The sequence below is a fragment of the Micromonospora sp. CNZ286 genome, assembly GCF_014207755.1.
Map to the genome: position 1 here is coordinate 5,534,690 of NZ_JACHIZ010000001.1, position 18,367 is coordinate 5,553,056.

The 18,367-nt window shown below is 73.5% G+C and carries 19 protein-coding genes; 11 read left to right on the top strand and 8 right to left on the bottom strand.

Annotated features, from left to right (window positions below):
- Window positions 1–32: 32 nt before the first annotated feature.
- The gene (locus FHX31_RS24450; RefSeq protein ID WP_013474202.1) at window positions 33–674 is read right to left on the bottom strand and encodes a DUF6642 family protein; all 642 of its coding nucleotides are present in this window, start codon (window positions 672–674) and stop codon (window positions 33–35) included.
- A 257-nt stretch (window positions 675–931) separates the two neighbouring features.
- On the opposite strand from FHX31_RS24450, the gene FHX31_RS24455 reads away from it, so the two are divergent.
- Window positions 932–1,711 (top strand): D-Ala-D-Ala carboxypeptidase family metallohydrolase, encoded by a 780-nt coding sequence (locus tag FHX31_RS24455; RefSeq protein WP_184977247.1) that lies wholly within the window; start codon window positions 932–934, stop codon window positions 1,709–1,711.
- A gap of 177 nt (window positions 1,712–1,888) precedes the next feature.
- Here FHX31_RS24455 and FHX31_RS24460 read toward each other — a convergent pair whose 3' ends face one another.
- The 5 genes from FHX31_RS24460 to FHX31_RS24475 all read right to left on the bottom strand — a co-directional run bounded on the left by FHX31_RS24460 (window position 1,889) and on the right by FHX31_RS24475 (window position 5,747).
- Window positions 1,889–2,407, bottom strand: a complete 519-nt coding sequence (locus FHX31_RS24460) for a hypothetical protein (protein WP_013284328.1) — start codon at window positions 2,405–2,407, stop codon at window positions 1,889–1,891.
- An 87-nt stretch (window positions 2,408–2,494) separates the two neighbouring features.
- Window positions 2,495–2,974: a DUF234 domain-containing protein gene (locus tag FHX31_RS32825; protein ID WP_402883922.1), complete on the bottom strand. Its 480-nt coding sequence runs from the start codon at window positions 2,972–2,974 to the stop codon at window positions 2,495–2,497.
- On the bottom strand, window positions 2,890–3,777 hold the full coding sequence (locus tag FHX31_RS32830; protein ID WP_486481701.1) for an AAA family ATPase: 888 nt from the start codon (window positions 3,775–3,777) through the stop codon (window positions 2,890–2,892). The genes FHX31_RS32825 and FHX31_RS32830 overlap by 85 nt, the downstream gene beginning before the upstream one ends.
- A 66-nt stretch (window positions 3,778–3,843) precedes the next feature.
- On the bottom strand, window positions 3,844–4,536 hold the full coding sequence (locus tag FHX31_RS24470) for a response regulator (protein ID WP_221489317.1): 693 nt from the start codon (window positions 4,534–4,536) through the stop codon (window positions 3,844–3,846).
- Window positions 4,512–5,747 carry a sensor histidine kinase gene (locus FHX31_RS24475; protein ID WP_184977249.1) on the bottom strand — a complete coding sequence of 412 codons (1,236 nt, stop codon included), beginning with the start codon at window positions 5,745–5,747 and terminating at the stop codon, window positions 4,512–4,514. The genes FHX31_RS24470 and FHX31_RS24475 overlap by 25 nt, the downstream gene beginning before the upstream one ends.
- Before the next feature lie 132 nt (window positions 5,748–5,879).
- Here FHX31_RS24475 and FHX31_RS24480 point away from each other — a divergent pair, with 132 nt between their 5' ends.
- The 7 genes from FHX31_RS24480 (at window position 5,880) to FHX31_RS24505 (ending at window position 12,034) form a co-directional block, all read left to right on the top strand.
- Entirely contained in the window at window positions 5,880–6,779 is a 900-nt protein-coding gene (locus tag FHX31_RS24480) for an ABC transporter ATP-binding protein (RefSeq protein ID WP_030272934.1), read from the top strand.
- Window positions 6,776–7,561, top strand: coding sequence for an ABC transporter permease (locus tag FHX31_RS24485; protein ID WP_184977250.1), 786 nt, complete (start codon window positions 6,776–6,778; stop codon window positions 7,559–7,561). The genes FHX31_RS24480 and FHX31_RS24485 overlap by 4 nt, the downstream gene beginning before the upstream one ends.
- Before the next feature lie 2 nt (window positions 7,562–7,563).
- Window positions 7,564–8,268: a YqeB family protein gene (locus FHX31_RS24490; protein WP_013284322.1), complete on the top strand. Its 705-nt coding sequence runs from the start codon at window positions 7,564–7,566 to the stop codon at window positions 8,266–8,268.
- A 96-nt stretch (window positions 8,269–8,364) separates the two neighbouring features.
- A complete protein-coding gene (locus FHX31_RS32835) occupies window positions 8,365–8,496 on the top strand; it encodes a hypothetical protein (protein WP_013284321.1) in 132 nt (43 codons plus the stop codon).
- Between the two features lie 124 nt (window positions 8,497–8,620).
- Window positions 8,621–9,442, top strand: a complete 822-nt coding sequence (locus tag FHX31_RS24495) for a CDP-alcohol phosphatidyltransferase family protein (protein WP_221488134.1) — start codon at window positions 8,621–8,623, stop codon at window positions 9,440–9,442.
- A complete protein-coding gene (locus tag FHX31_RS24500; protein ID WP_184977251.1) occupies window positions 9,439–11,265 on the top strand; it encodes a sulfatase in 1,827 nt (608 codons plus the stop codon). Before FHX31_RS24495 ends, FHX31_RS24500 begins: the two co-directional genes overlap by 4 nt.
- A 13-nt stretch (window positions 11,266–11,278) precedes the next feature.
- Window positions 11,279–12,034, top strand: a complete 756-nt coding sequence (locus FHX31_RS24505) for an FkbM family methyltransferase (RefSeq protein ID WP_030272946.1) — start codon at window positions 11,279–11,281, stop codon at window positions 12,032–12,034.
- A 9-nt stretch (window positions 12,035–12,043) separates the two neighbouring features.
- Here FHX31_RS24505 and FHX31_RS24510 read toward each other — a convergent pair whose 3' ends face one another.
- Window positions 12,044–13,045 (bottom strand): MBL fold metallo-hydrolase, encoded by a 1,002-nt coding sequence (locus tag FHX31_RS24510; RefSeq protein ID WP_184977252.1) that lies wholly within the window; start codon window positions 13,043–13,045, stop codon window positions 12,044–12,046.
- Window positions 13,046–13,184: 139 nt separating this feature from the next.
- The gene (locus FHX31_RS24515; protein WP_184977253.1) at window positions 13,185–14,066 is read right to left on the bottom strand and encodes a serine hydrolase; all 882 of its coding nucleotides are present in this window, start codon (window positions 14,064–14,066) and stop codon (window positions 13,185–13,187) included.
- A gap of 38 nt (window positions 14,067–14,104) precedes the next feature.
- On the opposite strand from FHX31_RS24515, the gene FHX31_RS32840 reads away from it, so the two are divergent.
- The 3 genes from FHX31_RS32840 (at window position 14,105) to FHX31_RS24535 (ending at window position 18,357) form a co-directional block, all read left to right on the top strand.
- Entirely contained in the window at window positions 14,105–16,294 is a 2,190-nt protein-coding gene (locus FHX31_RS32840; RefSeq protein WP_402882739.1) for an endonuclease, read from the top strand.
- Window positions 16,295–16,411: 117 nt separating this feature from the next.
- Window positions 16,412–17,266, top strand: coding sequence for an aldo/keto reductase (locus FHX31_RS24530; RefSeq protein WP_184977255.1), 855 nt, complete (start codon window positions 16,412–16,414; stop codon window positions 17,264–17,266).
- A 107-nt stretch (window positions 17,267–17,373) separates the two neighbouring features.
- Window positions 17,374–18,357: an aldo/keto reductase gene (locus FHX31_RS24535; RefSeq protein WP_184977256.1), complete on the top strand. Its 984-nt coding sequence runs from the start codon at window positions 17,374–17,376 to the stop codon at window positions 18,355–18,357.
- Window positions 18,358–18,367 lie beyond the last annotated feature (10 nt).

Here is an 18,367-nt window from a genome sequence, read left to right on the forward strand (position 1 = left end):
GCCCTCGGTTCTACCAGGCCGGCCGGTCGATCTCAGCGCGGACGCCCGGCGGCCCGCTGCGCCGGGACCTGCTCCGGCACCCGCGGGCGGGCCGAGGGCCGCCAGGCACGGCCGTTGGCGTAGATCACCCGGAAACCGAGGTACGCGGCGAGCGGCGCCCAGTGTGCCGAGCGCATCCGCACCTCGGCGGCGTTGTGGCGCTGACCGTTGGCGAGCACGTCGAGCAGCACCGTCTCGAAGGCGGCCGACTCGACCCAGTCGACCTCGCGGGTGAAGCCGCAGATCAGCGCCGCGCCGGTGACGTCGAGGAACCCGCGCAGCGTGGCGTCGGAGGCGCGCAGCACCGAGCAGCTGCCGAAGTAGAGGCGGCGGCCCTCGCAGCGGCCGGCCATCCGCTCGGCCACGTCCGACAGCTCGACCGAGTCCCAGTCGGTGAGGCAGAGCCGGCTCGGCTCGCCGTGCATGGCGAAGAAGCCCACCCGGTGATCCGCGTACTGCTTGAGCAGCCACCTGTCGACGAAGTAGAACAGCTCGTCGCGGGTGGCCGCGTCCTTGTGGATGTAGCGGATGCGGCCGAGCCGTTCGAGCAGGTCGAGCGTGGGCAGGACGGATCCTCGTTCGTTGAGGTCGCGGTGCCACTGCCCCTCGACGCAGAACACGCCGCCACGCGCCAACGCCCACCTCCCCGCCCGTCGAGGTCGCCGCCCGGGTCCGGGAGCAGACGTTACCGCCCACCTCCGACGGGCGACACCCGGCGGCGCGTTCGCAAACAGGCACTATTCACAGCCGATATCCAGCAACCGCCCGATGTGAGAACAATTTCGGCTAATCACCACGAAGAATCCTCTCACCTGTCACGGTGAGAGAGACGGGACGTACCGGTCGATGTGCCCGTCCAACCCCAGTTCCGCTCTGACATCGGGAGGACTCTGTGCGCGTCAACACCCTGAAGCGGGCGGCGGTCGCGTTCGCGCTGGCCCTGCCCGGGGCCGCCGTGGCGACCGTCGTGGCCGCGCCACCGGCCCACGCCGACGGCTGCTACACCTGGAACCGCATGCTGTCCCAGGGACAGTCCGGCTCCGACGTACGGCAGCTCCAGATCCGGGTGGCCGGCTGGGCCGCGTACGGCGGCATCGTCCGGGTCGACGGCGTGTACGGCCCGGAGACAGCCGCAGCTGTCAAGCGCTTCCAGGCCGCGTACGGGCTGCGGACCGACGGCGTGGCCGGACCGAAGACGTTCGCCAAGATCTACGACCTGCAGAAGGACAGCGACTGCACGCCGAAGCACTTCAGCTACGCCGAACTGGACAACGGCTGCGGCAAGGGCGGGTGGGCCGGTGGCCCGCTCTCGTCATCGGCTACCCGGGAGAACGCGCTGCGCACCATGTGGAAGCTGGAGGCGCTGCGGCGCAGCCTCGGCGACAAGCCGCTCTACGTGACCAGCGGGTTCCGCAGCATCGCCTGCAACCGGCAGGTCGGCGGCGCCGCGGACAGCCAGCACCTCTACGGCAACGCGGCCGACCTGATCGCCAAGCACCGCAGCCTCTGCGACATCGCCCGTTCCGCCCGCGACCAGGGCTTCAGCGGCATCTACGGCCCCGGCTACCCGGACCACGACGACCACACGCACGTGGACTCGCGGCGGGAGAACAACCGGGACAAGGTGGCGAACACCAGGGACTGGTCCGCCCCGGACTGCGGGGTCGAGTAAGCGGTGACGGCGGCCCGGCACGGGGGTGGGGGCTCCCCGGCCGGGCCGCCGTCGGCATGCTCCGGCACGACCGACGCCGCTCCGCGACGGGGCGTGGACGCGACCGGAACCGGGCGCCGGGCGTCGGCTCACCCGGACCGGGCGACGGGTCGGATCGCCCGGGGCCTGGCGACGGAGTCAGCTCGCCCGGGGCCAGCGGGGCCGGGCGGTGGGAGCCGACCGGGCGGCGACGGGCCGCAGACCGGGCCGGACCGGCGGCGCGGCGACCCGCGGGACCGGACCGCGCGCCGCCTGAGCCGCGGCGGCCGGGCGGACGGCCTGACCCGGCACCGCCCGCGCCGGCTGTCCCGGCACCGGACGTCCGGCCTGCCCGGCGGCCGGGCGGGCGCCGGACGGGCCCGTCAGCACGAACGGGAAGGGCACGTGCACGAACGGGTTGCCGTGCCGGATCAGCGCGTCGATCTGGCGGTCGTTGAGACCGTGTGTCTCCAGCACGCGCCGGCCCCAGCGATGCAACCGGCAGGGGAACGACGAGCCGTCGTTGCGGCACTTCGGCCCCGCGGGCCACTCCTCGGCGGCGTGCACCACCACCGCCCGGACCGCGAGGCGGACGTCCTCGGGGGTCAACGGTGCCGGTACCGGCACCTCGCCCAGGATCTGGTCGATGGGATCCGTCGACTGCTCACCAACTCGCACGGCAGGCCTCCCGCAGCTCGGCAGCGGTGCGGCGGAACGGCCGCACCACATCCTCGACCACTGGTACGGCCGGGAAACGGCAGCAGTTCAATCCCGCCACGCGGCGAGCAGTTCGGCCGGCCCGATCGCCGTGACACCGTCAACCGCACGGCCACTGCGCACCACCGCGACGACCGGCGTCTGGTCGTCGGCGCCCGGTAGCTGGGCGCGGTGGTGAAGCAGCCGGGCCAGGTCGTGACCGTCGAACGCGCCGTTCTCCAGCCACTTGACCGAGCCCACGAACGTGATCCGCTTGGCCACCGGGCTACGGTCACCGCCGACCAGGTCGATCTCGGGATCGTTGATACGCGTCCAGTACCCGCCCACCACCGCCGTCTCGAACGGCAGGTGCCCCGGCGGCAGCCGGCGCAGCGACTCCCGGATCACCGGCTCGACCGCACGTCCCCGCCATGAAGTCCAGGACGAGTGGATGCGGGCGAGGGTCAGATCCCCTCTGCCGCGCTCGATCTCGGCGAGGTAGGGATCGAGGAAGGCGAGCCAGAAGCGGAGATACGGATCGGCGACCACGTACCGGGTCTCGCGCGAAGGACGGGTGGACAGCGGGAGGGTGGCCTCCACGATCCGTTGTCAGCCAGCAGTCGGAGCGCGCGGTGCAGCGAAGCCTGCGGGATTCCACCGGCGGCCCCCGCGATGGAGGAGGCGGTGCGCTCCCCGGAGCCGATGGCGCGCAGCACTACGCCCGGCTGGGACTGCGGCGGAAACTCGGCAGCGAGGGCCCGTTCCCCGCTGACGATCAGTGCGGACGTGGGATCCGGGACAGCCTTGGCGAGGTAGTCGCGCACGGTCTCGCCGGGGGCCCAGTCGTCGAGGACGAGCGGCAGGCCGCCGGTGACGAGGTACGCATCGATGGCATCCGCCGACGGCAGCTGGAGCATCTCGCCCACGTCGCCGGGGCTCAGCGGCGGCACGACCATTTCGGTCGCGCGTTGGTGGAACGGCCGACCGTAGTCGTTGAGCGCCTCCATCATCGCCAGGTCCGAGCCGACGCAGATCAGCAGGACCGGCCTACGGGACAACTCCCGGTCGAAGACCTTCTGGAGGGTGCCCTCGAAACCTGGATCGCTGGCGATGAGGTAGGGCATCTCGTCGAGCACGACGACGCTGGTCTGGTCCGCGGGCAGCGCGGCGGCGAGGAGGGTGAGTGCCGCGTCCCAGGTGGCCGGTGCCTGCCCGGCGAACAGACCCGCTCCGGGAAGTGTCGAGCCGGCCGCCGCCGCAACGAAGAGCCGCAGGTCGGCGGCGGGTGTGGGTTGCGCCGAGGCGGTGAAGAAGAGGTGGGGTACGCCCGTACGCTCGACGAACTCCTCCACGAGGCGGGACTTGCCCACCCGGCGACGTCCTCGCATGAGCACTGCCCGTCCGGGCCGTCCTGCGCGTCAGACCAGGCCGGCGTCCTGGACCAGCAGGGCCACCTGCACGCGGTTGTTCAGGTCGAGCTTCGTCAGCAGGCGCGACACGTACGCCTTCACGGTCGCCACGCTCATGAACAACTCGGCGGAGATCTCCGCGTTGGTCCGGCCCCGGCCGAGCAGCACCGCGACCTCCCGCTCCCGCTCGGAGAGCCCGTCGAGCAGCCGTACCGCCCGCTCCCGCTTCGGGTCCGGGCTCGCCACCGGCGCGGTGCCGGTGACGTGCGCGATGAGCTTGCGGGTCACCGCCGGGGACAGCGTCGCCTCCCCCGCCGCGACCCGGCGTACCGCCGCCACGATCTCGGCCGGCGGGGTGTCCTTGAGCAGGAAGCCGCTCGCCCCGGCGCGCAGCGCCCGCAGCACCTGCTCGTCGGCGTCGAACGTGGTGAGCATCAGCACCTCGGGCGGTTCCGGGGTGGCCCGCAGCGCCTCGGTGGCGGCCAGCCCGTCGACCCGGGGCATGCGGATGTCCATCAGCACCACGTCCGGGGCGTACGCGGCGACCGCCGCCGGCACCTCGGCGCCGTCGGTGGCCTCGCCGACCACCGCCAGGTCGGGTACGCCGCCGAGGATCATCGACAGCGCGCCGCGGACCAGCGGATCGTCGTCGACGATCAGCACCCGCACCGGCGCGCTCACCGGGCCGCCCAGGGCAGCCAGGCGGTCAGCCGGAAACCGCCGTCGGCGTCCCGCCCGTGTTCGAGGCGGCCACCGGCGAGCGTGACCCGTTCCGCGATCCCGACCAGCCCGGTACCGGCGCCGGGAATGGCGGTGGGCGACGCGCCGACCGGCCACGGGTTGTGGATCTCCACCGCCAGCCCGTCCCCCGGGCCGCCCGCCAGCCGGACCGTGACCACCGCGCCGGGCGCGTGCTTGCGGGCGTTGGTCAGCCCTTCCTGCACGATCCGGTACGCGCTGCGCCCGATCGCCGCGGGCACCGCCTCCGGCTCGATCACCTCGTCGACCACGGTGACCCGTACCCCGGCGTCGCGGCTCTCGGCGACCAGCGCGGGCACGTCGGCCAGCGTGGGCTGCGGCCGTTCCGGCGTGGCCTCGGAGCCGACCTCGGCCCGCAGCACGCCGATCACCTCGCGCAGGTCCTGGAGCGCGGCGTGCGCGCTGGCCCGGATCACCCCGGCCGCCCGCGCCACCTCCTCCGGCGGCGCGTCCGGCCGGAACTCCAGCGCGCCCGCGTGCAGGCTGAGCAGGGAGATCCGGTGGGCGAGCACGTCGTGCATCTCCCGGGCGATCCGGCCGCGTTCGAGCTGCCGGGCCTGGTCGAGCCGGAGCTGCTGCTCGGCCTCGGCCCGCTCGGCCCGGTCACGCAGGGACAGCACGAGCTGGCGGCGGGCGCGGACGAACAACGCCCACGCCACCACCACGCAGATGAACAGCCCGGTCCACACGGCGGAGGCCCAGACCGGCAGCGTCGGGTCGGGCCGGACCGCGAGGTAGACCGGCAGGCTCAACAGTTGCCAGGCCACCAGCGCCAGGCCCACCGGCAGCGGCCGGTGGACCAGCACGGTGAACACGATGACCAGCAGCGCGACACCGCCGGTGACCGAGAAGAGCGCCAGCGGCGCGGTCGCGACCGCGAGCCCGACCGGCCAGCGCCGGCGCAGCCAGAGCGCGCCGCTGACGAGCAGGCCGACGAGCAGGTCGACCTCCTCCAGCCAGGCCGGACCGGCGTTGAGGCCGAACTCCGGGGTGGCGCTGGTCACGTCGCCGTGCGCGATCAGCACCCAGAGCAGCGAGGCCACGAACAGCACGCCGTCCACGAACCAGTCCCGCGGCGTCCGCCGGGCGACTCGGGCGGGCACCAGGGAGCCCGGCAGGAGCCAGGGATGATCGGGTACGGCGGCACTGGTCACCCGTCCATGCTAGGAAGCCCTCCGGACCGGCTACCAGCTACCAAAGTCGACGCCTGCGGTGAACCGAGGTCGACGGCGGCGCAGACCGCCGGCCGCAGCGCGTGACCGGGTGGCCCCGGCAGGCTCGACGGCATGATCGAAGTCGACCAGCTCACCAAGCGGTACGGTCCGCACACCGCCGTCGAGGACGTCACGTTCCGGTGCGAACCGGGTTCCGTGACCGGTTTCCTCGGGCCGAACGGCGCCGGGAAGTCCACCACGATGCGGATGATCTGCGGGATGACGCCGCCCACCTCGGGCGGCGCCACAGTCGGCGGACGCCCGTACCGGCACCTGCCCAATCCGGGACGGGAGATCGGCGTGCTGCTCGACGCCTCGGCGCAGCACGCCGGGCGCACCGGGCGGGAGACGCTCACGCTCGCCGCCCGCACCATGGGCGTGGACCGGGGGCGGGTGGCGGCGGTACTCGACCAGGTCGGGCTGAACGACACCGCGGCCCGGCGCCGCGTCGGCGCGTACTCCCTGGGCATGCGGCAGCGGCTCGGCCTGGCTCTGGCGCTGCTGGGCGACCCCCGGGTCCTGATCCTGGACGAGCCGGCCAACGGCCTCGACCCGGAGGGGATCTTCTGGATGCGCGGCCTGCTGCGCGACTTCGCCGACCGGGGCGGCACGGTGCTGCTCTCCTCGCACCTGCTGCGCGAGGTGGAGGCGGTGGCCGACCGGCTGGTGGTGATCGGCGGCGGCCGGGTGGTCGCCCAGGGCGGCAAGGACGAGCTGCTCGCCGGCGCCGGCACGCTCGTGCGCGCCCGCGACGCGCACGCCCTGCGCCTGACGCTGGACCGGGCCGCGCTGCCCGCCACCGCCGGCACCGACGGCGGCTTCGTGGTCCGGGCCGAGCCGGGCCAGGTCGGTCAGGCCGCGGCGGACGCCGGACTGGTCCTCACCGAACTGCGCCCGGCCGGCAGCGGCGGCCTGGAGCAGCTCTTCCTCACCCTCACCGCCGGCGCGTCGACCAAGGAGGCCGTCCGATGACCACCACTGCCGTTCCGACCGCCCCGCCGCAGCACGAGCCGGCCGTCGCCGGTCCTTCGCTGGCCCGGCTGACCGCCGTGGAGCTGCGCAAGCTCGCCGACACCCGGGCCGGACGCTGGCTGCTGATCACGATCGGGCTGATCGCCGCCGCGATCGTGGTGGTGCAGCTGTTCGTCGTCGACGCGCCGGACCAGACGTTCACCGCCTTCTTCACGCCGTCGCTGCTGCCGGTCGGGCTGCTGCTGCCGGTGCTCGGCATCCTCTCCATCACCGGCGAGTGGTCGCAGCGCAGCGCGCTCACCACGTTCGCGCTGGTGCCCCGCCGCGAGCGGGTGATCGTCGCCAAACTCGCAGCGGTGGTGCTCGCCGCGCTCGCCTCGGTGCTCGTCAGCCTGGCCGTCGCCGCCGCCGGCACGCTCGCCGCCCGCGTCACCGGCGGGGCGGGCGCCTGGACGTTCGACTGGCAACTGCTGCCGCACGCGGCCGTGTTCCAGGTGGCGAGCGTGCTGATGGGCGCCGCCTTCGGCCTGCTGCTGCTGAACACGCCGCTGGCGATCGTCACCTACCTGCTGCTACCCACGGTGTGGAGCCTGCTCGCCGCGATGATCTCCGCGCTGCGTGAGCCGGCCCGCTGGCTGGACACGTCGTACACGATGGAGCCGCTGCTCGGCGCCGAGATGAACGGCGGGCAGTGGGGCCGGCTCGGCGTCTCACTCGCCGTCTGGGTGCTCCTGCCGCTGGTCGCCGGTCTGGTGCGCACCATGCGCCGGGAGGTGTCCTGACAGTGACCGCATGGCAACCCGGTGAGGACGTCGTGGTCGACGGCGGACGCGGCGAGCTGGTGCTGATGTGGGCGGGGTTCCCGCTGCTCGGGGCGGGGCTGGGCGCCGGGCTGACCGCGGTGTCCGGCTGGATCGCCGGGCTGGCCTGGTTCCCGTTCCAGGGCCTGTTCGAGTTGCTCGACCGGTGGCCGGACGATCGGGCGTACCCGATCGGGGCCGGGGTGGGCCTGCTCGGCGGCCTGTTCCTGGCGGTGGTGGCGGTCCGCGAGCGGCTGACCGTCACGGTCGGGCACCGGACGGTACGGCTGCACCGCGACGGGCACGGGCGGGATCTGGCGCGCGCCGCCGTTGCGGGGGTGTTCGTCGACGGCAAGGCGCTGGTGCTGCTGGACACCGCCGGTGGCGAGCTGGCCCGGGAGAAGTCCGACCTGGACGCCGAGCGGCTGCAGGAGGCGTTCACCCGGCAGGGCTGGCCGTGGACCGGGCAGGACCCGCACCGGGACGCGTACCGGCGGTGGGTGGAAGGGCTGCCCGGCCTGCCGTCCGGCGCGGACGCCCTGTTGCGCGCCCGGCAGCGGGCGCTCGACGGCGGCCACGACGCCGAGACCCGGGAGCTGCACGGGGAACTGGCCCGGCTCGGCGTGGTGGTCCGCGACGAGGGCAAGCGGCAGTACTGGCGGCTGGTCGCCGGCCCGCCGCCGGGGTGACCGCCGCCGCCGGGCTGCGATCTTCGCGCCGAGGATTTACGTTCGTCCATGCGGGTGCGGCTCGCCGGACGGCGGCGGCCCGGCCGGAGTACGTCGGTGCGACGGGAGGGACCGGCATGGCGGTTCGGCGCCTGGTTCCTGCTCGGCGCGCTCGTCTACGCGCTGTACGGCTACCGCCGTTCGGCGCTGGCCCGGCGCGACGAGGACACCGCCGACCGGGCGCGCTGACCGCGCGCCGCCCCGCCGGCCGACGTGACATGCCACATCCGCTGGCGCGTTTCCGGCATCAGAACGAACTGTTCGGGCATGTTCTCCGTACACACGTGTGGTTCGTGACGTCTACCTCGGAGGCATGGTGTCCGCACTTCGAACTGATCCATTCGCGGGGGCGATTCTCCAGGTCGGCGTACTCGCGGCCCTGGCCGGCACGGTCGGCCTGAGCGCGTACGGCTGGCTTGCCGGTCTGCTCTTCGGGGTGGTGACGGTCGCGGCGCTCGGATACGGGCTGCGCCGCTCGGGCGCGGACCGGCTCGGCCCGGCCGACTGGGTGACGCTCACCCGGGCGACGCTCGCCGGCGGGGTTGCCGCGCTGACAGTCGACTCGTTCCGCGAGCCGATCGTGGTGCCGGTGCTCGTCGTCCTGAGCGCGGTGGCGCTGTCGCTGGACTGGGTCGACGGGCAGGTGGCCCGGCGTACCGGCACGGTGAGCGCGCTGGGCGCACGGTTCGACATGGAGGTCGACTCCTTCCTGGTCCTGGTCCTCTGCGGGTACGTCGCCGACCAGGTCGGTGCCTGGGTGCTGGTGATCGGCGCGATGCGATACGTCTTCGTCGCCGCCGGCTGGGTGCTGCCGTGGATGCGCGGCTCGCTGCCTCCGCGCTACTGGCGCAAGGTGGTCGCCGCCACGCAGGGCATCGCGCTGGCGGTGGTGGCGGCAGGCGTCCTGCCCCGGCTGCTCGCGGTCGCGGTGCTTCTCGGCGCGCTCGCGATGCTCGTCGAGTCGTTCGGACGGGACGTCGCCTGGTTGTGGCGGCACCGCGTACCGTCGCGGCGGCGCCCGGTGGCGCTCCCGGCCGCGCCGGTGTCCCCCGCGCCCGCCGGTCACCGCTCCGAGTGGGCGCCGGGCGCGCGGATCGCGCGCGAGCCCGCCGAGGTCGGCGGGCGGCGCCCGTGACCGACCTGTCCCGCCGGGCGGACGGCGACGACGCCCCGAACGGCACCACGACCGACGGCACCGCGAACAACGGCATCACGACCGACGGCACGACGGCCGAGAGCGACCGCGCCACGAGCGACCCGGGCGACGGTGCCACGTCCGACGCCGGCCCGGTCGACCGCACCCCCTGCCACACAGGGGCCGGGGACGACGGCGTCGCGACGCCCGGCCGACCGCGCGCCCGGCGGCTGCTCGCCGCGACGGTCACCGCGCTGGCCGCCGCACTCGTGCTGGTGGCGCTCGTCGCCCCGAGCGACGTCAACGGGTTCAGCCCTGGCGCGTTCCTGCGCATCCCGGTGGAAGGGCTGGTCGCCGTCGCCCTGCTGCTGGTCCTGCCGGCACGTCCGCGCCGGGTGGTGGCCACGATCCTCGGCGCGCTGCTCGGCCTGGTCCTCGTCCTCAAGGTCGCCGACCTCGGGTTCTCGCTGGTCCTGGACCGCCCCTTCGACCTGATCGCCGACTGGACGTTCCTCGGCGCGGGCGCGGAGTTCCTGTCCGAGTCGTACGGCCCGGCCGCCGAGGTGGGTGCGGTGGCGCTGGCAGTGGTCGCCGTTCTCGCCGTACCGCTGCTGGTGACGCTGTCGGCGCGGCGGCTGGCCCGGGTGGTGGCCCGCCACCGGATGGTCTCCGCGCGCGCGACCACCGCGCTCGCCGCCGCCTGGGTGGTCTGCGCCGTGCTCGGCGCGCAGATCGTGCCGGGCGTCCCGGTCGCCGCCGACACGGTGGCGGCCGGTCTCTACGACCGGGCCCGGCAGGTACGGGCGGGCCTCAACGACCAGGAGACACTGAACACGCAGCTCGCCGGCGACCCGTTCCAGAACGTGCCGGGCGACGAGATGCTGACCGCGCTGCGCGGCAAGGACGTGCTGTTCACGTTCGTGGAGAGCTACGGCCGGGTCGCGCTGGAGGATCCGGACCTCGCACCGGAGGTGGACGCCGTCCTGGACGAGGGAACCCGGCAGTTGCGCGCGGCCGGATACGGCAGCCGCAGCGCGTTCCTCACCTCGTCCACCACCGGCGGCGGGAGCTGGCTCGCGCACGCCACGCTGATGAGCGGCATCCGGGCGGACAACCAGTTGCGCTACACCAACCTGGTGCGCAGCGACCACCTGACCCTCAACGGCGCGTTCAAGCGCGCCGGCTGGCGCACCACGCTGGTCATGCCGGCGCTCACCCGGGCCTGGCCGGAGGCCGACTTCTTCTCCCCCGACCAGGTGTACGGCGTGAAGGAACTCGGCTACCGGGGGCCACTGTTCAGCTTCTCCTCACCGCCGGACCAGTACACGCTGTCGACGTTCCAGCGCCGCGAGCGCGGACCCGGGCACGCACCCGTGATGGCCGAGATCCCGCTGCTGTCCAGCCACATCCCGTGGACGCCGGTGCCGCCGCTGGTGGACTGGGACGACGTCGGCGACGGCTCGGTCTACAAGGGGACCGCGCGCGCCGACCGCGCCAAGGAGGGCACCCGGGAGGCGTACCGGCAGTCGGTGGTCTACACGCTGCGCACGCTCATCTCCTACGTGCAGCGGTACGGTGACGAGAACCTGGTGGTCGTGTTCCTCGGCGACCACCAACCGGCCCGGGCGGTCACCGGTGAGGGCGCCGGCAAGGACGTGCCGATCACAGTCGTCGCCAAGGACCCGGCAGTGCTCGACCGCATCGCCGGGTGGGGCTGGCAGGACGGCCTCAACCCCGACCCGCAGGCCCCGGTCTGGCCGATGGAGTCGTTCCGTGACCGGTTCCTGCACGCGTTCGGACCGAAGTCCACCACTCACAGTTAGGGATGTCGTGACGATGCTCGCGCGGGCCTGGGGGATCACCCGTTCCCTGGCCGTCTACCACGGTCAGCCGGCCAAGCACCGGCGTGCCCGGCAGCTCTACGGGCAGTTCCTCTCCCCCGGCGACCTCGGCTTCGACATCGGCGCCCACGTCGGCGGCCGGGTGCGTACCTGGCGGCGGCTGGGCGCGCGGGTGGTCGCCGTGGAGCCGCAGCCGGACTGCCTGCGGGTGCTGCGCCTGGGCTTCGGGCGGGACGCCGACGTGACGATCGAGCCGACGGCGGTCGGTGCGCGGTCCGGCAGCGCGCGGCTGGAGCTGTCCAGCGCGACGCCCACGGTGTCCACCATGTCGTCGTCGTGGATCGAGTCGGTCACAGCCGATCCGAGCTTCGCCGGGGTCCGCTGGGACCGGTCGGTCGAGGTGCCGGTGGTGACGCTGGACGACCTGATCGCGCGGCACGGCGTACCGGCGTTCTGCAAGGTCGACGTCGAGGGCTTCGAGGTCGACGTGCTGGCCGGGCTCAGCCGTCCGGTGCGCGGGCTGTCGTTCGAGTACCTGCCGCCCGCGCACGACGCCGCGCTGGCCGCGCTGGAGCTGGTGGAGCGGCTGGGCGCGACGGCGGGCGGCTACCGCTACAACTACTCGCCGGTGGAGACCATGCGGTTCGCCGGCGACCGGTGGCTGGACGCGGCCGGGCTGGTACGCCTGCTGGAGACGTACCGCCCGGCCGGTCGCTCCGGCGACGTCTACGCCCGGCTGGCGGCCTCCTGAGCGGCGCCGTCAGAATCGGTAGGCGGTGTGGTACTCCGGCACCAGCACGCGGCTGCGCGGCGAGACCCGGCGCACCTCGGCGACGAGGGCGTCGAGGCGTTCCCGGTCGCTGTCGGCGACAGTCGGCGGGTTGGTGAGCGGCGTCTCGAAGTTGTCCCAGTGCACCGGAACCACGACCTTCGGACGGTCCAGCGCGGCCATCAGCCGGGGCACGTAGTCGGCGGTCGCCGTGGTGGCGGCGGAGGCGACCATGGCGACGTCCGGGGCGAGCCCGCTGAGCTTGCGCTCGTCGAAGTCGCTGGCACCCATGAAGAACACGGCCGGGCCGCCGTCGATCCGGATCTGGTACGCCAGCGTGTCGCCCTCGGGCAGGTCGGCGATCGTCTCCGGACGGGGCGGCCGGCTGATCCGTACCCCGGGGAAGGCCATCGACCAGGTGGGGTTCCGGCTGTGCAGCGAGCCGATCACCTCCACCGTGTACCCGTCGAAGTCGAGCACCTCCCCGCCCTTGACCGGGGCCAGTTGCCCGGTCGGCAGCCCGTACGCCAGGCCGAGGTGATACGCGGTGAGCGTGCCGAAGACCCGGGCACCGGTCCGGGTGGCGATGTGCGGCACATCGTTGAAGTGGTCCCAGTGGGTGTGGGTGACGAAGATGTTCTCCGCCCGGTCGGCGAGCCGGTCGACCACGTCGGCGGCCACTGTCAGCCGGGTGTCGGGGTTGAACGGCTTCCGGAACAGCCCGGTGTCGTACCGGCTCAGGTACGGGTCGACGAGCACCGTCCGGTCCCCGATGTCGATCCGCCAGCCGGAGGTCCCCCACCAGCGGAAGCTCACCGCGCCGCCGCGTCGCGTACCGCCGGCGGCGCGGCTCGGCGCGGCGACGGGGCTCGGCCCGGCGGCGCGGGCCGGGGCGCCGGCGACGAGTCCGGCGGTGGTGACGGCGGCGGCGCCGACCGCTGTGTCGCGTAGCAGTCGACGGCGGGCGTAGCCGGACGGCCGGTTCTCGGGCATGTGTCGTCCTCCCGTTCGGGATCGGTGATCGGTAGGCCCAGACCACCACCCCGCCGGCGTCGATGTCCAAGATCGACGAGCGCAACGACCGATATCCGGACCGATATCACCGCAGGCCAGGCCGGTGGCCCGGCCTGGATCAACGCAATGAATCGACGGCGGTCCGGGCCGCCTCCCCCATCGCCAGGTCCACGTCGATCCGGCGGGCGGCCAGCCGTTCGGTGCGTACCGCCACCGCGATCGCGTACTTGCGGCCGTCGGGGTACTCCGCGACGCCGGCTTCGAGGTGCAGTCCCGGCAGGGTGCCGGTCTTCCCGGCGACCCGGACCCCGGGTGGGAAACCGGCGGCCAGCCGGGTCCAGAAGAGCTGCCGTGCCATCAGCTCCCGGACCATGGCGCACGCGGGCGCCGGGCCGGCCTCGTCCCGCCACACCAGACGCAGCAGCCGGGTCAGCTCCCGGGCGGTGCTGGAGCTGGTGTGCTCGGGGTCGAAGACCCGCATCGCGCGGACCCGTTCGGGCGACAGGGTGGGGAAGATCCGCGCGAAGTCCGCCTCGGTGCGTGCGCCCACGTCGGAGAGCATCGTCTCGACGAGTTGCCGGGGGCCGCCGACGATCCGGGTACGCGGCAGGTCCAGCTCCGCGGCCAGCATCGGCAGCACGTCCGCCCCGATCCGGCGCAGGAGCAGGTCGGCCGCCGTGTTGTCACTCACCGACATGGCCAGGTACGCGAGGTCGCGCAGGGAGACCTCCACGTCGTCGGCGCAGCCGGCCACGCCCCAGCCGCCGAGCCGGTCGGCGGCACCGACGAGCACCCGTTCGGTCGGGTCGAGCTGGCCGGCGGCCGCCTGCCGGGCGAACTCCAGCACCACCATGATCTTGAAGATGGAGGCGATGACGATCTGCTCGTCGGCGCGCAGCGCCACCTCACCGCCGGCCGGGTCGTCCACGTCCACGACGTGCAGGCAACCCCGCACCCCGGCCCGCCCGAAGATCTCCCCGATCCGTTCCGCCACATCCACGCCGACACGGTAACCAGCGGCGACGCTAGGGTGCCCGGATGGACCTGCTGCGGCACCTGCGGCATTTCGTGGTGGTCGCCCGGGAACTGCACTTCGGCCGGGCCGCCGAGACGCTGGGCATGGCACAGCCGCCGCTGAGCCAGTCGATCCAGCGGTTGGAGCGGGAGCTGGGCGTCACCCTGTTCGACAGGTCACAGCGCCAGGTCGGCCTCACCACCGCCGGCCAGTTGCTGCTCGGCGAGGCCGACGAGCTGCTGGCCGGTGAACGCCGGCTGCGTCACCTCGCCGATCGGGTCCGCCGGGGCGCGCTCGGGGTGCTGCGCGCCGGCGTACCCCCGGAGACCCCGGCCGTGACGTTGCGCGCGCTGCTCGACGCGCTCGCGGCCCGCGCGCCCGGGCTCGCCCTCGACCTGCACGAACTGACGAGCGCCGAGCAGCACCGGATGCTCGCGGACGGGCGGCTGGACGTCGGCCTGCTGCACCATCCGGTCGACGGGGCCGGGCTGCGCTTCGGCGAGCCGGTGGACGTACCGGTGGGTGTGCTGCTGCCCCGGGCCTCGCCGCTGGCCCGGCCGCGGGAGATCGCGCTCGCCGATCTGGCCGGCATGGACCTGGTCACCGCGCCACCGGCCACCGCGCCCGGATGGCACGAGCATCTGCTGACCGTGTGCCGGCAGCACGGTTTCGCCCCGGCCCGGATCCGCCCCGCGCGCAACCCGGAGTTCCTGTTCGGTCTGCTCCTGGCGGCGCGGTCGCCGTCGAGCCCGCCGCGCTGGCCCGCCGGGAACCACGTGTCGCGTGGCGACCGATCACCGGTACGCCGCTGGTCCGGCGGATCTCCGCGGCCTGGCCGATCCGGGCGGCGCACCCGGCCGCGCCGATGTTCGGCCACCTCGCCACCGAGACGCTCGCCGCGCCCGACGAACCGGGCGGGCCGGCGCTCCTCGCCCCGGCGGCCCGGCCGTGGCCGGTGCTGTTCGAGGCCGGCCGGGACGAAAAGTTGGCCCGCTGACCTCCCGCAGTTCACCTCGATCCGACTAACATCGCTGATCATGAATATGAAGCGTGTCACCCGCTCGCGACCCGGGCGGTTGATCGCGGCGGTCGTGCTCGCCGTCGCGGTCGGAATCCCGCTCGGCGTGACCGGCGCCGCGTCGGCCGCGACACCCCTGACCGTGGCTCAGGCGCTCGCCGCCCAGGACGGCCGGACGACCACCGTCACCGGCTACGTCATCGGCCAGCCCACCGCCACCAACACGGTGCTCACGTCCGGCTTCACCGCCGACACCGCGATCGCCCTCGCCGACCAGGCCGGCGAGACCGGCACCGGCCGGATGCTGTACGTGCAGGTGACGGCCGCCTGGCGGAGCACCTTCGGGCTGCTCACCAACCCGTCGCTGCGAGGGCGGCAGGTGACAGCGACCGGCGCGCTCACCGCGTACTTCAGCCACGGCGGGCTGAAGAACCCGACCGCGATGAGCCTCGGCGGCGGCGCCACGCCGAGCCCCACGCCGACCCCGAGCCCGACCGGCACCACCGGGCCGGACGCGTACTACGCGGCCGCGGCCGGCAAGAGCGGGCCGGCGCTGCGCACCGCGCTGCACGGCATCATCAAGGTGCAGACGAAGCTCAGCTACGACCAGGTGTGGGACGCGCTCAAGGACACCGACCAGGATCCGGCCAACCCGGCGAACGTGGTCCTGCTCTACAGCGGACGGTCGCAGAGCAAGACGAGCAACGGCGGCGGCGCGAACGACTGGAACCGGGAGCACGTCTGGGCCAAGTCGCACGGCGACTTCGGCACCGCCACCGGGCCCGGCACCGACGTGCACCACCTGCGCCCGGAGGACGTGTCGGTCAACTCGTCGCGCGGCAACAAGGACTTCGACTCGGGCGGCGGCACGGTGGCCGAGGCGCCCGGCTGCTACACCGACGCCGACTCGTTCGAGCCGCGCGACGCGGTCAAGGGCGACGTGGCCCGCATGATCCTCTACATGGCGATCCGGTACGAGGGTGGCGACGGCTGGCCGGACCTGGAACCGAACGACTCGGTCTCCAACGGCTCCGCGCCCCGCCTCGGGCGGCTGTCGAAGCTGCTGGCCTGGAACGACCAGGATCCGCCGGACGCCTTCGAGAAGCGCCGCAACCAGCGCATCTACGAGCGCTGGCAGGGCAACCGCAACCCGTTCGTCGACCACCCCGAGTGGGCACGGTCGATCTGGGGTTGACGCTCGTCCCCGATGTGAGGAAGCGTCGCGAGCGGGTAGAGACATCCGGTTGGCACGGCCGGGGGCGGTCGGCACGGACGCGCCCCCGGGCACCGCACGATCGGAGATGAGGCTCTCATGACCCAGAACGGCATTCCGGACATCGCACTCAACGACGGCAACACCATCCCGCAGCTCGGCTTCGGCGTCTTCCAGATCGAGCCGAAGGACACCGTCCGGGCCGTCGGCACCGCGCTGGAGGTCGGCTACCGGCACATCGACACCGCCCAGATGTACGGCAACGAGGCCGAGGTGGGTCAGGCGCTGCGAGCCTCCGGGCTGGACCGCGGCGAGGTCTTCGTCACCAGCAAGCTGAACAACGGCTTCCACCGCCCGGACGACGCCCGCAAGGCGTTCGAGCAGTCGCTGCGGGAGCTGAAGTTCGACTACCTGGACCTGTTCCTGATCCACTGGCCGCTGCCCACCCGCTACGACGGCGACTTCGTCTCCACCTGGAAGGTGCTGGAGGAGCTGCGTGACGCGGGCACGGTCCGGTCGATCGGCGTGTCCAACTTCCAGGTCGCGCACCTGGAGCGGCTGGCCGCCGAGGCGGACGTGGTGCCGGCGGTCAACCAGATCGAGGCGCACCCCTACCTCGGCAACGAGGAGGTGCGGGCGTACGACAGGGCGCACGGCATCCTCACCGAGGCGTGGTCGCCGATCGCGCAGGGCAAGGTGCTCGACGACCCGACAGTCGTCGACGTGGCCGAGCAGGTCGGCCGGACCCCGGCCCAGGTGGTGCTGCGCTGGCACGTGCAGCGCGGCGACATCGTCTTTCCGAAGTCGACCACGCCGAAGCGGATCGAGGAGAACTTCGCGATCTTCGACTTCGCGCTCGACGACACCGCGATGGAGCGGCTCACCTCGCTGGACCGGGGCGAGGCCGGCCGGACGGGCCCGAACCCGGACGAGTTCGACTACATCCCGAGCTGAGCGTCACGCGTCGGAGGGGCCCCGGAATCCCGGGGCCCCTCCGTTGTTGACTTCGCGCGCACTCGAAGGGGCAGGGTGGCCGGCAGAGCTCCGACGGGGAGGAAGACATGCGCTACCGCACCATCGGCACGGACCCGGCCACGCGTCGCGAGGTCAGTGTGCTGAGCCTCGGCGCGATGCTGTTCGGCACCGCCACCGACGAGGCCACCTCGTTCGCCATCCTCGACCGGTACGTCGAGGCGGGCGGCACCTTCATCGACACCTCGGACAACTACGCCTTCTGGCACAACGGGGGCCAGGGTGGCGAGAGCGAGGAGCTGCTCGGCCGCTGGCGGCGCAGCCGCGGAATCGGCGGCGAGGTGGTCATCGCCACGAAGCTCGGCGCGCGTCCGCTCGCGCCCGGCACCAGCTATGTGGACAAGCCGGAAGGGCTGTCGGCCAAGGTGATCCGCGAGTCCGCCGAGCGCAGCCGGGAGCGCCTCGGCGTCGAGCGGATCGACCTGCTCTACGCCCACATCGAGGACCGGACGATCCCGATGCGGGAGACCGTGGAGGGCTTCGCCGAGCTGGTCGCCGAGGGCACGGTGGGGCTGCTGGGCGCCAGCAACCACCGCGCCTGGCGGGTCGAGCGGGCCCGTACGCTCGCCGCCGCGGCCGGCCTGCCCGGGTACGAGGTGCTCCAGTACCACCGCAGCTACCTGCCCCGGCGGCTGGACGTGCCGAGCGAGCTGGACCCGGACGGCGACGTCGGCTGGGTCGGCCCCGACCTGCTCAGCTACCTGCGCACGGAGCCGCAGCTCACGCTGGTCGCGTACTCGCCGCTGCTGAAGGGCGCGTACGCCCGGCCGGAGCGGCTCGGCGAGGAGTACGTGGTGCCCGCCACCCCGGCCCGGCTGGCGGCGTTGCGGGCGGTGGCCGCCGAGACCGGTGCCACCGTCAACCAGGTGGTGCTGGCCTGGCTGACGGGCGGGGACATCCCGTCGATCCCGCTCGTCGGTTTCTCCTCGGTGGCGCAGTTGGAGGAGAGCCTGGCCGCCGTCGACCTGGAGCTGACCGCCGAGCAGCGGACCCGGCTGGACTCGGTGCGCTGACCGGCGCCGG